We start from the raw sequence: 13,845 nt of genomic DNA, 5'->3' as shown, positions 1-13,845 counted from the left end.
GCAGCGCCTATCAGACCGAGCGCCGCCCGCGCGGCGCATCGCGGCACAAGGCCGCTCCTACATCTGTTTCGGGCCAATTATGCCTGTGAAAGTATCGGCGCCTGCCTTGGTGCATGCCTCGAGTCGTGCGCAGCGGCAGTGGTGACCACGCTGAAACCGCGTCGGACCAACAAGGCGGACCAGGTAATGGCCCAGGAGCGATTGGCCCGAAACAAATGTGGGAGCGGGCTCGCCCCGCGATGCGCCGCGCGGGCGGCGCTCGATCTCATAGGCGCCAGAGAATCTTCGGCGAACACCTCTGGAACACAACGCCCCCCCACGGCGAACACCTCGCACACACAACCCAATCCCAAGACAGGCACCTCCCACATCTGTTTTGGGCCAGTCTGTCCTGTAATAAGGTTATCGCTGTACGCCTTGTTGGCCCAACGCGGTTTCGGCGTGGGCACCACTGGTTATCCTGCCGAACGCACCCCCACCGCGCTGCGGGAATGGCCACGCGTGGTGACGATACCCAGGAACGAGATCACGATCGCCAGGCTCAGGGTGGCGGTTACCTCGGCGCGGTGCTCCTCGGTGAACATCATCACGGCCAGGGCGCCACTGATGAACAGGATCACCGCCCAGGTCAGCCAGGGGAACAGCCACATGCGGAACTTGAGGTTGGCGTTCTCGCGCTCCAGCCGCCCACGCATGCGCAGTTGCGAAATGGCGATCACCAGGTACACCAGCAGCGCGATGGCGCCGGAGCTGGCGAGCAGGAACTCGAACACGCCCTTGGGCGCGAAGTAGTTGAGGATGGCGATGGCCGCGCCGATCAGGGTGCTGCCGAACACCGCGGCGCGCGGTACACCCACCTTGGAAGTGTTCTTCAGCAAAGCCGGCGCATCACCCCGCTTGGCCAGCGAGTACATCATCCGCGAGGCAATATAGATAGAAGAGTTCATGCAGCTGGTTACCGCGATCAGCACCACGAAGTCGACCATCAGCGCTGCATTGGGGATGTTCATGATTTCCAGCGCGCGCTGGTAGGAACCCACCACCGCCAGCTGCGGGTCATTCCACGGCACTACCGAGATGATCACGAAGATCGACAATATATAGAAGGTGCTGATGCGCCAGATCACCGAACGGGTGGCCTTGGCGATATTGCGCGCCGGGTCGCTGGACTCGGAGGCGGCAATGGTCACCGCCTCGGTGCCGATGAAGCTGAACATTACGGTGATGAAGGCGCCGACCACCGCGGACCAGCCCTTGGGCGCGAAGCCGCCGTGCTCATCCACCAGCGTGCTCAGCCCACTGACCTCGCGTTCCGGCAACCAGCCCGCCAGCGCGGCGAAGCCCAGGCCGATGAAACCGAGAATGGCGGTGACCTTGAGAATGGCGAACCAGAACTCGAACTCACCGTACTTGGCCACGCTGAACAGGTTGGTGCAGGCCAGCAGCAGTACCGAGGCCAGGGCGAAGATCCAGCTGTCCACCTGGGGGAACCAGGCGTTGAGCACATGCCCGGCAGCCAGCGCCTCGATGGGGATCACCAGCACCCAGAACCACCAGTACAGCCAGCCGATGGTGTAGCCGGCCCAGCGGCCGATGGCCTGGTCGGCGTAGGTGGAAAACGAGCCGGTGTCGGGGTGGGCCACGGCCATTTCGCCGAGCATGCGCATGACCAGCACCACCAGGGTGCCGGCCACGAAATAGGAGAGGATGGTGGCCGGACCGGCCGCCGCGATGGCGTGTCCGGAGCCGACGAAGAGCCCCGCGCCGATGATGCCGGCGATGGACAGCATCGTTACGTGACGTGGCTTGAAACCTTGAGCAAGGTTGCCATCAGTTCCCACGGTGTTCATTGGTCTTGTTCTCTTTTTGCTGACACAAGGAAGGGACGGGCAGGCGCGGGCGAAACGGTCTCCTCGGCTAAGGGCGGAGTACGTTGCGCACGCTCTGTTACGGCCTTCTCAAGCGCCCGGGCAACGCACCGTGGGGATGCGGGCTTCACTTTAAGCCGGGCGCGGCGCCAGCAAAATGCTCGAAAACGTCAGACAACTGTTCGATCACGACACTGCGTGCCCATGCACGTCAGTCAAGCCCCTGGGCATGCCTGTTTGCGTCATTCGCGGTCGCGTAGATAGTCCCAGTAGAAGTTCACCACCGCGAACACCACGATCACCGTGACGATCATCAGGCCGATCTGCAGGTTGCTCATCGCATTCTCCCGTTCATGGCGTTGCACGCATCAGGTATGGCGTGGGAGCGGGCTTGCCCCGCGATTGCGATTGCAGGGAAAACCTCTTTGCCTGGGCTGGCGCTATCGCGGGGCAAGCCCGCTCCCACACGACCACGGGCCAGGCGCTTGAGCGCCAGCACCATGAGCACACCCAGCAGCATCATCGCCAGCACCAGCACGGCATAGGCCAGCCACCACGGCACGCCCGCGGTCATCATGCTGAACTCGGACATGCCGCCAATGCTGGCGATCAGGTTCAGCGGCAGGAACACCACGTTGATCAGGGTGAGCTTGCGCAGGGTCTCGTTCATCGCGTTGTTGGCCAGGTTGCCGCGGGCATCCATCAAGCCGGCGAACACCGTCGAGTAGATCTCGGCCTGCTTGTGGCACTGGTTGTTCTCGATCACCAGGTCGTCGATCAGCGCCAGCACCTCGGGGTTGAAATGACGCTTCTCGCCATGGGCGCGCAGGCGCGAGAGCACCGCGCCATTGCTGTGGATGGCATTGATATAGTGGATCAGGCTTTCGCTGAGGTTGAACATCTGCATCAGGTGGTGGTTCTCCAGCGACTGCTCGAAACGTTGCTGCAGTTCGCGGGCGACCATCTTGATCACCTTCAGGTGCCCCAGGTAGTGGTGCAGGTTGTCGAGCAGGATGGCCAACAACACATCCATCGGATCGTGCAGTGCATGGCGCTGTCCGAGGCCGTCGAGCAGGGAGGCGTCCGGGGCGATCAACACCAGGTGGCCGTCGACCATCAGCATGCCGAAGGAAGACACCTGGAAGGCGAAACTGTCTCCCCCGGTGTAGCTCTCCGGGCGCTTCCAGATCAGAAACAGGCCATCGCGGTGCAGTTCGATGCGCGACACCTCGTCCGGGTCGAGTGCCGAAGCCAGGGCATGGGCATCCAGGTGGAACCACGCCTGCAACAGTTCACGCTCGGCGCTGTCCGGTTCAACGAACAGCAGCACCTCGCAATCGAGCCCTTCGCGCTTGCGCAACTGACCATGGGCCAGGCTGTAGCTTTCGATCATGCCAGCACCTCGTTACCAGGCTTGCCCCCGGCGCTTCTGCTCCAGGCGGCGGATGAATTCCTCCAGCACCAGGGTGTAGAGGTCGTCGTGCAGGTAGGCGTCCTCGATGCCGGCGTCGAGGTTGGGGTTGTCGTTGACCTCGATCACCACCACCCGATCACCGACCTGCTTGAGGTCGACGCCATACAGGCCATCGCCGATCAGGTTGGCGGCCTTCACCGCCAGCTCCACCACCGCCCGCGGCGCCTCGTGCACGGCCAGGGTGCGGCACTCGCCGTTGACCTCGTCGCGCTGGGCCTGGTGGTTGAAGATCTGCCAGTGGCCCTTGGACATGAAGTACTGGCAGGCGAAGATCGGCTTGCGATTGAGCACGCCGATACGCCAGTCGTATTCGGTGTAGAGGTATTCCTGGGCCAGCAGCAGCACCGAGTGCTCGAACAGTTCGCCGGTGGCGGCCTGGAGTTCGGCGGGGTCCTTGACCTTGATCACGCCCCGGGAGAAACAGCCGTCGGGTATCTTCAGCACCAGCGGAAAGCCCAGCCGCTCGCCGATGCCTTCCAGGGCCTGGGGGTTGTCGCGGTAGAGGATCTCGCTGGCCGGCATGGCCAGGCGATGGCTGCGCAGCAGGTCGGTCAGGTAGACCTTGTTGGTGCAGCGCAGGATCGACGCCGGGTCGTCCATCACCACCAGCCCTTCGCTCTCGGCCTTCTTGGCGAAGCGGTAGGTGTGATTGTCGACGCTGGTGGTCTCGCGGATCAGCAGCGCGTCGTATTCGGCCAGGCGGGCGTAGTCCTTCTTGCCGATCAGCTCGACATCGACCCCCAGTTGGCGCCCGGCGCGAATGAAGTGCTCTAGCGCCTTGGGGTTGGACGGCGGCAGCGCTTCGTCGGGGTCGTGAAGGATCGCCAGGTCGTAACGCGCCACCCGCCGCGAGCGCGGCTGGCGCCAGATCCGGCGACTGAAGCCATCGAGGGCGTTGGCGAACGGGTCCTGCTGGTCTTCGCGCAACTTGTGCAGCGCGCCGGCCTTGACCCCGGCGATATGCCAGGCGCTGGTCTTGCGGAACTCCACCAGCAGAATCGGACACGGGAAACTTTCGAACAGCTGGCGGGCGATGTCCTGCAGCGGTTCCAGATCGGTACGGCCGAAATACAGGGTCAGGGTGAACCCTTCGGTTTCGCCGTAGGGGTGATTGGCCAAGGCGCTCTCGAGGCTGCGCGCCATGTCGTCGAGGGCCAATCCGTATAACGACTTGCGGGTCAACTCACTGATACTTCTGACCGAGGGAATGACTTTATGCCCGCGCGCCTCGGCCAACAACGAACAATAATAACCGTGACCTAGATATTTATAATTTCGACATAGGTTTATTACCTGGACACGTTTGCCGTTATCGGCCTCGCGTGGCTCCTCCAGGTATTCCTGGGCTGTCACGACATCCTCGCTGGGCAGGTACGAAGCCCAGTCTTCACGCCGTTCCACGATGATCACCAGCTGACTTGACTTGTTATCCAGGGTCAGTGGATAAATAACACCAGTTGTACTTGAGTGTGAACTTTCCCCGGGCCAGCCAGGTAAGGGTTCCTGAAACGAAGACATGTTTGAAGCCCTGTGTTGGGTAGACACGGTTTCTATTAAGCACGAAGTTTTTCGAATGTCCCGTTTCATTACGCAACTTTTACGGCGGCCCTATGCACATCGAATTTCGCCTGGCAACTGTTGACGACCTGCCGGCCCTGCTGGCGCTGGAGAACCAGTGCTTCGCCCTCGACCGGCTGACCCCACGCAGCTTTCGCTGGATGCTGTCCCACGCCAATGCCAGCCTGCTGGTGGCGCAACGCGACGGCCAGCTGATGGGCTATGCATTGCTGCTGTTCCACCGCGGCACCTCGCTGGCCCGCCTGTATTCCATCGCCATTGCCGAACAGGCGCGTGGCCATGGCCTTGGCGCCCGCCTGCTGGAACAGGCCGAAGGCTGCGCCCTGGAGCACGAGCGCGCCTACTTGCGTCTTGAAGTACGCACTGACAATCCAAAAGCCATCGCCCTGTACGAACGCCACGGCTACCGTCGTTTCGCCCAGGTCGACGACTACTACGAGGACCACACCAGCGCCCTGCGCTACGAGAAGCGCATCCTCCAGCACCCGACGGGCGAGACGCGACCGGTCCCCTACTACGCCCAGACCACCGACTTCACCTGCGGCCCGGCCTGCCTGCTGATGGCCATGGCCGCGCTGCAACCGCAGCGCCCGCCGAGCCGTCGCGAGGAACTGCGCCTGTGGCGCGAGGCGACCACGGTGTTCATGACCTCCGGTCACGGCGGCTGCAGCCCTCATGGGCTGGCGCTGGCCGCCTGGCGCCGGGGCTTTCGCGTCAGGCTGCTGCTCAATACCGAGGGGCCGCTGTTTCTCGACGGTGTGCGCCAGCCCGGCAAGAAGGAAGTCATGCGCCTGGTCCATGAGGACTTCTGCGCCGAGTTGCAGGACAGCGACGTGGTAGTCGCGCGGCAGGCGCCCAATCTGCCCCGGGTACTGGCCGAAGGCGGCCTGGCGCTGGTACTCATCAGCAACTACCGGCTGACCGGCAGCAAGGCGCCGCACTGGGTGCTGGTCACCGCCTGCGACGACGACTTCGTCTACCTGCACGACCCCGACACCGACCACGCTCGTCACCGGCAGGTGCTGGACTGCCAGCACCTGCCGGTCAGCCACCAGGAGTTCCAGCGCATGAGCCTGTTCGGCGGTCGCAAGTTGCGGGCGGCGGTGGTGGTGTATGCAGGGAGTGAAACTGCGGCGTAAACAGAGACCGCCGGCTGACTGCGGTGCGGGCGGCCATCTTTCTACGTCTGCCCTCACCGCGATGGCACAAACCCTTACAACTTTTCATCCACGCTGCGGTTAACGTTCACCCTCACTTCACGGACCGGTATGGACGCCATGACACTCTTCCTCGACGACCCCGCACTCGCGCAGGTCGAGCACTACCGCGACGACCCGCACCTGCGCGCCGAACTCAACGCCCTCACCCGCCAGACCTATGGCTTCGACTTCGAAGCCTGGTACCAGGCCGGCTTCTGGCAAGCCGACAACCAGCCGTGCTCACTGGTTCGCGACGGGAAGATGCTGGCCAACGCCTCGGCCAACCTGCTCGATTTCACCCTGGATGGCCAGCACCTGCGCTGCGTCCAGATCGGTACGGTAATGACCGCGCCGCAGGCACAGGGCCGTGGCTATAGCCGTTTCCTGATGGAGGTGCTGGTGGAGCGCTGGGCAAGTAACTGCGACTTGCTGTACCTGTTCGCCAACAGCACCGTACTCGAACTATATCCCAGGTTCGGTTTTCGCCGAGTGGTCGAACACGAGTACTACCAGCCCTGGTCGGCGCAACCACGGGCCACAACCTTCCACCCGGTGAACCTGGATGATGGCGAACAACGTCAACGTTTCATCGATGCGGTGGAAAAGAGTTGTCCACAGGCGCGATTGAGCCTGGTGCCGAATGTGCCGCTGACGATGTTCTATTGCGATGGGCCCTACCGGGAGGCCTTGTTCCATTCCTCGGAGCATGAGGCGTATGTGGTGATGGAACAGGATGGCGAGCGGATGGTGCTGGTGGACGTGTTCTGCGAACGCGAACTGGCGCTGGCCGATGTGCTGGCTGAACTGGTCACGGCAACCACGCGGGAGGTGGTGCTGGGGTTCGCGCCGCTGAACTGCGAAGGCTTCGCGACACGGGTTGTGGATAACGATGATGCGTTGTTCGTCTGGGGAGCGGCACCTACCCGTGTCGATGGGCAGGTGCTGATGTTTCCATTGCTCTCGCATACCTGAATCGCTGGGCAAGCCTGCTTCCATGTCACCAGGTCAGGCAGATCTTGCCAAAATGCTTGTTGCTCTCCTGGTACTTGAAGGCCTCGACCATCTGCTCCAGCTCGAAGTGCTTGTCCACCACCGGCCGCAGGCCATTGGCGTCGATGGCGCGGACCATCGCCTGCTGCTGGGCGCGACTGCCCACCAGCACGCCCTGCAGACGGATCTGCCGTACCAGCGCCTGCACCAGCGGCAGCTGTCCGGCCACGCCAGTGAGGATGCCGATCAGCGACACATGCCCGCCGATACGCGCGGCGATCATCGACTGCTCCAGCGTGGCCGGGCCACCAACCTCGATCACATGGTCCACGCCGCGTCCGCCGGTCAGCGCACGAACCTTTTCGCCCCAGGCGGGCGTGGTCTTGTAGTTGATCAGGTGATCCGCGCCGAGCGCCTTGAGACGCTCCAGCTTGGCATCGCTGGACGAGGTGGCGATCACCGTGGCGCCGGCCAGCTTGGCGAATTGCAGGGCGAAGATCGACACGCCACCGGTGCCCTGTACCAATACGCTGTCGCCGGGCTTGAGGTGGTCATCGCTCATCAGGGCGCGCCAGGCAGTGACGCCGGCGGTGGTAAGGGTCGCCGACTCGGCATGGCTGTAGCCCTTGGGCGCGAGGGTGAAGGAGCTGGCCCGGGCGGTCACCTGTTCACGGGCATAGCCGTCGATGCCGTCACCCGGCACGCTGGCAAAGCCCTCGACCTGGGCCTGGCCATCGAGCCAGTCGGGGAAGAAGGTGCTGACCACCGCATCACCAACCTGGAACTCGCTGACCCCGGCGCCCACCGCAATCACCTCGCCGGCACCATCGGCCATGGGGATGCGCCGCTCGCTCGGCCCCCACATGCCGCTGACCACGGCGAAGTCGTGATAGTTGAGGGAGCTGGCGTGCAGGCGCACGGTGATCTCGCCGGCCTTGGGCGCGGCGGTTTCGCAGGTGCCGACCTGGACCTTGTCGTAGCCGCCGCCGGGCAGGACGTAGAGGGCCTTGGTGCTCATGGGTGGGTCTCCATCGAGGGAAAAGATGCAGTGCAGCTTAGACAGGTCTGGACGATCGCGGGGCAAGCCATCGCCAAGGTGACACCATTCCCCTGTAGGAGCGGCCTTGTGCCGCGAAAGGGCTGCGCAGCGGCCCCAGCCATTTTGGCTCTGATGATCCTGGGGCTGCTTTGCAGCCCTTTCGCGGCGCAAGGCCGCTCCTACAGAGGGATTGTGCAGGGCATGAGAGGCATCAGCCGAGCAACGCCCTCAGCGCCCGGCAATCGGCCGCATGCCAGTCGGCCAGCTGCGGCCATGGGTTGTCCGGCAGGTTGACCAGCACGGTGCGGGTGCCCGCGGCCCGGCCGCTGTCGAGGTCGAAGCGGTAGTCGCCGACCATCACCATCTCACCGGGGCTCACGTCCCAGGCGCGGGCGATCTGCAGCAGCCCGTCAGGGCTGGGCTTGGGCGCCGCCTCGTCGCGCCCGAGGATGTGCTCGACCGGGAAGCAGTCGGCCAGGCCGATGGCCTCGAGGGTGACATGGGCCAGTTCGCGGGCATTGCGGGTGAGGATGGCCAGCCGGCAATCACGCCCGGCCAGTTCACGCACCAGCTCCACCGCGCCGTCAGCGGCCTTGGAGGCGATTGCCAGGTCGCGCTCGTGCTCCAGCAGCCAGGCATGCTTGGCCGCCGCTTCCGCCGCCGGCAAGGCGGCCAGGTGGGTGAGGATGTCGTGGTCGGACGGGATGTCGAGCGCCTCGCGGATGGCCGCGAAGTCATGCACGGCGATCGTCAGGGTGCCATCCATGTCGAACACCCAGTGGCGAATATCCCCGAGGCTCATGCCCAGTCCTTGCGATGGCGGATCAGGCCTTCCTGGGTGGACGAGGCCACCAGTTGCCCGGCGCGGTTGAAGATGCTGCCACGGCAGAAACCGCGGGCGTTGCCGGCCCAGGGGCTGTCGGTGGCGTATAGCAGCCACTCATCGGCGCGCAGGTCACGGTGGAACCACAGCGAATGGTCGAGACTGGCGATCTGCATGTCCTTGCGCCACACCGACTTGCCATGGGGCAGCAAGGAAGTGGTCAGCAGGCCGAAGTCCGAGGCGTAGGCCAGCAGGTACTTGTGCAGCGCCGGGATGTCCGGGAGGTTGCCGTCGGCGCGGAACCAGGCGTACTTGATTGGTTCGCCCGGCTTGGGGTCGAACGGATCACGCTCGGTGATCGGGCGGATCTCGATGGGCTTGGCGCACAGCACCTTCTCGCGGATACGCTCGGGCAACTTGTCGGCCATGGCACTGGCCAGCTCGACTTCGCTGGGCAGGTTTTCCGGGCCGACCACGTCCGGCATCTGCGCCTGGTGCTCGAAACCGTCCTCGTCGTACTGGAACGACGCGCTGCAGGTGAAGATCGGCTGGCCCTTCTGGATCGCCGTGACCCGCCGGGTGCTGAAGCTGCCGCCGTCGCGCACGCGGTCCACCGAATAGACCACCGGCATGCTGGCATCGCCCGGGCGCAGGAAGTAACCGTGCAGCGAATGCACGTGGCGGGCGTCCTCGACCGTCTGGCTGGCCGCCGACAGCGACTGGCCGAGCACCTGGCCACCGTACAGCTGGCGGAAGCCCAGGTCCTGGCTGCGTCCGCGGAACAGGTTCTCCTCGATCGACTCGAGGCTCAGCAAGTCGACCAGATCGTCGAGTACGTGGCTCATGGGGTTCTCCTGGCAAGGCAATACGGCGCGGTTATACCGGCGAATGATACAGGGTTTTGCCGTTCATCCCGTCGTACGAATGGCGACCTATTCAGCCGCGCAGGTTCTGTTGCCAGCGGTCGCGGTCGATGCGGTACAGCACATGGGGGCGTAGCGGATCGCCGACGGGCAGCCGCGGGTGCTCGAAGCTGCCCGCCAGGTCCTGGACCATGCCGATGGCCTGCATCACCTTCTGCGATGGCAGGTTGGCCTCGGTGGTGAACGACACCACCTCGTCCAGGTGCAACTGGGCGAAGGCACAACGCAGGCAGGCCCAGGCCGCCTCGCTGGCGAAGCCCAGCCCCCAGTGGCGGCGGGCCAGGCGCCAGCCGATCTCCACCGCCGGGCCGAACGGGGCGGCGAAGTTGACGTTGAGCAGGCCGGTCATGCCGATGAAGGCGCCGCTGTCCTTGCGCTCCAGGGCCCAGAGGCCGAAGCCGTACTCGTTGAAATGACCACGGATCCGGCCGATCAGCGCCGCCGCCTCGACCCGGGTCATCGGCGCGGGGAAATAGCGCATCACCTGCGGGTCGGCGCACAGGGCGGCGAACTCGCGCAGGTCGTCGTCCTGCCATTGGCGCAACACCAGGCGCGGGCTTTCCAGTTCGAGAATGGGGGTCATCGGCACGGCTCCGAAATCACGGTCTGGCAGTGTACAGCGTAGGCCGCGCGCATCAGCCAGCCGATGCTTTTTTCACATCGGCTTCACCGCCCCCCGACAGGCCGCTTCGCACAATGCCGCCACTATCGCGGCCTTCGTCGACGCCGCACTGCCATCGGAGTGACGCATGCACCCCAGCAACACCCTGCACAACCCGGCCCTGCTGGCCCCCCGCAAACGCCGCCGCTCGCGCACCGTGGTCGGCGCCGTCATCGGCCTGCTCCTGACACTGGCCGGGGCCAGCACCTGGCTAGCGACGAGGACGCACATCGTGAACCTTGGCAATGAGCAACAGTTGAGCGACAGCGGCCTGCTGCAGGACTGGAAGGAAGGCGCGGTGATCGTGATGATTCGCCATGCCGAACGCTGCGACAGTGCCCCGGGGCCGTGCCTGGACGATCCAACCGGCATCACCCTGTCCGGCAGCCAGGCGGCGCAACGGGTAGGCCAGGGCTTGCAGCAACTGGGGCTGGCCGGCGCCGACCTGCTCAGCAGCCCGAAGCTGCGCACCCGCCAGACCGCGCACTTCATCCTCGGCCAGGCCGTGACCAGCGAAGACTGGCTGGAGCGCTGCGACCGCCCGTTCCCGGCCGAGGCCATGGCCCGCAAGCGGCCCGGGCACAACCTGGTGCTGGTGACCCACAACGGTTGCATCGATCACTTCGCGCGCCAGCAGCATGTGCCGGGCGGTGAACGCGAGAGCGGTTATGCCAGCGCGCTGTTCGTGTCGGTGGATGGCAACGGCAAGGCGCGGATTCTTGGGCGGATGAACGAGCCGGACTGGCAAAGGGTGCTGGCGTCGGCCGACAAGTGATCGGCTACCAGCAATTCGCCATCCCCTGTGGGAGCGGGTTTACCCGCGAAGCAGCCAGCGCGGTCTCTGGCACCCGCTATGCGGGTGATCGCGGGTGAACCCGCTCCCACAGAAGCCAGCAAAGCTGGCAAGATCGGTGCTCGCCCCCACCGCACCGACACCATGCCCCTGCCGCTGATCTACCACGACGACTACAGCCCCGAGTTCCCGCCGGACCATCGCTTCCCGATGGACAAGTTCCGCTTGTTGCGCGATCACCTGGTGGACAGTGGCCTGACCACCGACGCCGCCCTGCTGCGCCCGGAGATCTGTCCCAACGACATCCTCGCCCTGGCCCATGACCGCGACTACATCGAGCGCTATATGAACGGCGAACTGTCCCGCGAGGACCAGCGCCGCCTCGGCCTGCCCTGGAGCGAGGCCCTGGCCCGGCGCACCGTGCGCGCCGTGGGTGGCTCGCTGTTGACCGCCGAGCAGGCGCTGCAACATGGCATCGCCTGCCACCTGGCCGGCGGCACCCATCACGCCCACTACGACCACCCGGCCGGCTTCTGCATCTTCAACGACCTGGCGGTGATCAGCCGTTACCTGCTGGAGGCCGGCCGTGTGCACCGGGTGCTGATCTTCGACTGCGACGTGCACCAGGGTGATGGCACCGCGCGCATGCTCCAGGACACGCCGGAGGCGATCACCGTGTCGCTGCACTGCGAGCAGAACTTCCCGGCGCGCAAGGCCCAGAGCGACTGGGACATCCCCCTGCCCCGCGGCATGCACGACAGCGCCTACCTCAAGGTGGTCGAAGATGCGCTGAACTACCTGCTGCCGCTGTACCAGCCCGACCTGGTGCTGTACGACGCCGGCGTCGATGTGCACAAGGACGACGCCCTGGGTTACCTGCAACTGACCGACGCAGGCCTGGCCGCCCGCGACGAGCATGTGTTGCGCCAGTGCCTGGGCCGCGACATCCCGGTGATGGGCGTGATCGGCGGCGGCTACAGCAAGGACCGCGAAGCCCTGGCCCGGCGCCACGGCATCCTCCACCACAGCGCAGCGCGGGTGCTCGGTTGTTCACAATGACTGTGGAACCGCTTGTGGATAACCTGCGGGAAAGCCGCTCCAGCCCTTTAACTGCCTGAGCTGCAAAGAATTGATCGTTTTTTGAGCAGTGTCGTGACAGGCCCCGCTGAGGTAGAATGCGCGGTCTTTTCCACAGCCTGTCGCCCGCCATGAACGATCCCCGCCCCGCCTCCCGCCCCCTAGTCGCCGTGATCGGCGGCGGCCCCGCCGGCCTGATGGCCGCCGAGACCCTGGCCCGGCGCGGGATGGCGGTCGAAGTGTTCGACGCCATGCCCTCGGTGGGCCGCAAGTTTCTGCTGGCCGGCGTCGGCGGCATGAACATCACCCATTCCGAGCCCTACCCCGCCTTCGTCGGCCGTTACGGCGCACGCCAGGGCGAGATCGACACGCTGCTGCGCGACTTCGATGGCGAGGCCCTGCGCCAGTGGATTCACGGCCTGGGCATCGAAACCTTCGTCGGTACCTCGGGCCGCGTGTTCCCTCGCGACATGAAGGCCGCGCCGCTGCTGCGCGCCTGGCTCAAGCGCCTGCGCGAGTCCGGCGTGGTTATCCACACCCGGCACCGCTGGTTGGGCTGGACAGCCGAAGGTGCCCTGCGGATCAGTTATCCACAAGGCGAGCTGCAGGTACGGGCCGACGCCGTGGTGCTGGCCCTGGGTGGCGGCAGCTGGGCACGCCTGGGCTCGGACGGTGCCTGGGTGCCGCTGCTGGCCGAACGCGGTGTGGATATCTCTGCGCTGCGGGCGAGCAACTGCGGTTTCGAGGTCGAGGGCTGGAGTGATCTGCTCAAGGACAAGTTCGCCGGCGCCCCGCTGAAGAACATCGCCCTTGCCATGCCCGGCGCCGCGTCGCGCAAGGGCGAATTCATCCTCACCGCCCAAGGGGTGGAGGGCAGCCTGGTGTATGCCTGGTCGGCGGCGCTGCGGGAGGCGATCGACTGCGACGGACGGGCGACGCTGCTGCTCGACCTGCTGCCGGACCGGCCTGTGGACAAGATTGCCCAGGCCCTGGCCAAGCCCAGGGGATCGCGCTCGATGGCCAAGCACCTGCACGGCCAGCTCGGGATCGACGGGGTGAAGGCGGCCTTGTTGCGCGAGTTGACCGACCAGGCGACCTTTGCCGACCCCGAGCGCCTGGCGGCGGCGATCAAGGCATTGCCGATCACGCTGGTGCGGACCCGGCCGCTGGACGAGGCGATCAGCAGTGCTGGTGGCGTAAGGTTCGAAGGATTGGATGAGGGGCTGATGGCGCGCAACCTGCCTGGGGTGTTCTGCGCGGGGGAGATGCTGGATTGGGAGGCGCCGACTGGGGGGTACTTGCTGACGGCGTGCTTTGCCAGTGGGTTGCGGGCCGGGAGCGCGGCGGCGGATTGGCTGGTGCGCATGGTCTGAAGAATGCCGGGACCGCTTTGCGGTCCTTTCGCGACACAAGGCCGCTC

General features: G+C 65.2%; 12 protein-coding genes. 5 read left to right on the top strand and 7 right to left on the bottom strand.

The window, feature by feature from the left end:
* Nucleotides 1-455: 455 nt before the first annotated feature.
* The 3 genes from gabP to ACZ899_RS22505 all read right to left on the bottom strand — a co-directional run bounded on the left by gabP (nucleotide 456) and on the right by ACZ899_RS22505 (nucleotide 4,860).
* Nucleotides 456-1,850, bottom strand: a complete 1,395-nt coding sequence (gene gabP / locus ACZ899_RS22515; protein ID WP_234563014.1) for a GABA permease — start codon at nucleotides 1,848-1,850, stop codon at nucleotides 456-458.
* A 352-nt stretch (nucleotides 1,851-2,202) separates the two neighbouring features.
* Entirely contained in the window at nucleotides 2,203-3,261 is a 1,059-nt protein-coding gene (locus ACZ899_RS22510; RefSeq protein WP_234563013.1) for a magnesium transporter CorA family protein, read from the bottom strand.
* A gap of 12 nt (nucleotides 3,262-3,273) precedes the next feature.
* On the bottom strand, nucleotides 3,274-4,860 hold the full coding sequence (locus tag ACZ899_RS22505) for a RimK family protein (protein ID WP_234563012.1): 1,587 nt from the start codon (nucleotides 4,858-4,860) through the stop codon (nucleotides 3,274-3,276).
* Between the two features lie 92 nt (nucleotides 4,861-4,952).
* Here ACZ899_RS22505 and ACZ899_RS22500 point away from each other — a divergent pair, with 92 nt between their 5' ends.
* Nucleotides 4,953-6,059: a peptidase C39 family protein gene (locus ACZ899_RS22500; RefSeq protein WP_234563011.1), complete on the top strand. Its 1,107-nt coding sequence runs from the start codon at nucleotides 4,953-4,955 to the stop codon at nucleotides 6,057-6,059.
* A gap of 138 nt (nucleotides 6,060-6,197) precedes the next feature.
* A complete protein-coding gene (locus ACZ899_RS22495; protein WP_234563010.1) occupies nucleotides 6,198-7,091 on the top strand; it encodes a GNAT family N-acetyltransferase in 894 nt (297 codons plus the stop codon).
* A gap of 25 nt (nucleotides 7,092-7,116) precedes the next feature.
* Here the strand turns inward: ACZ899_RS22495 and ACZ899_RS22490 are convergent, their stop codons facing one another.
* From ACZ899_RS22490 to ACZ899_RS22475, 4 genes are all read right to left on the bottom strand, one after another.
* Nucleotides 7,117-8,127, bottom strand: coding sequence for a zinc-dependent alcohol dehydrogenase family protein (locus tag ACZ899_RS22490; RefSeq protein ID WP_203650232.1), 1,011 nt, complete (start codon nucleotides 8,125-8,127; stop codon nucleotides 7,117-7,119).
* A 232-nt stretch (nucleotides 8,128-8,359) separates the two neighbouring features.
* Nucleotides 8,360-8,950 (bottom strand): HAD family hydrolase, encoded by a 591-nt coding sequence (locus ACZ899_RS22485; RefSeq protein ID WP_234563009.1) that lies wholly within the window; start codon nucleotides 8,948-8,950, stop codon nucleotides 8,360-8,362.
* Complete coding sequence (gene tesB, locus ACZ899_RS22480; RefSeq protein WP_050707021.1) at nucleotides 8,947-9,816, bottom strand: acyl-CoA thioesterase II; 870 nt, start codon at nucleotides 9,814-9,816, stop codon at nucleotides 8,947-8,949. Before tesB ends, ACZ899_RS22485 begins: the two co-directional genes overlap by 4 nt.
* 91 nt (nucleotides 9,817-9,907) lie before the next feature.
* Nucleotides 9,908-10,477, bottom strand: coding sequence for a GNAT family N-acetyltransferase (locus ACZ899_RS22475; protein WP_234563008.1), 570 nt, complete (start codon nucleotides 10,475-10,477; stop codon nucleotides 9,908-9,910).
* A 166-nt stretch (nucleotides 10,478-10,643) separates the two neighbouring features.
* Between ACZ899_RS22475 and pmrG the strand changes: the two genes are divergently transcribed.
* The 3 genes from pmrG to ACZ899_RS22460 all read left to right on the top strand — a co-directional run bounded on the left by pmrG (nucleotide 10,644) and on the right by ACZ899_RS22460 (nucleotide 13,798).
* Nucleotides 10,644-11,330: a lipopolysaccharide core heptose(II)-phosphate phosphatase PmrG gene (pmrG, locus tag ACZ899_RS22470; protein WP_234563007.1), complete on the top strand. Its 687-nt coding sequence runs from the start codon at nucleotides 10,644-10,646 to the stop codon at nucleotides 11,328-11,330.
* Nucleotides 11,331-11,492: 162 nt separating this feature from the next.
* Nucleotides 11,493-12,407, top strand: a complete 915-nt coding sequence (locus ACZ899_RS22465) for a histone deacetylase family protein (RefSeq protein WP_232856628.1) — start codon at nucleotides 11,493-11,495, stop codon at nucleotides 12,405-12,407.
* 149 nt (nucleotides 12,408-12,556) lie between these two features.
* Complete coding sequence (locus ACZ899_RS22460) at nucleotides 12,557-13,798, top strand: TIGR03862 family flavoprotein (RefSeq protein ID WP_234563006.1); 1,242 nt, start codon at nucleotides 12,557-12,559, stop codon at nucleotides 13,796-13,798.
* The last annotated feature ends 47 nt before the right edge of the window (nucleotides 13,799-13,845 follow it).

It is taken from the genome of Pseudomonas sp. TE31087, from assembly GCF_057284075.1.
This window is presented reverse-complemented; position numbering and strand designations above follow the sequence as displayed.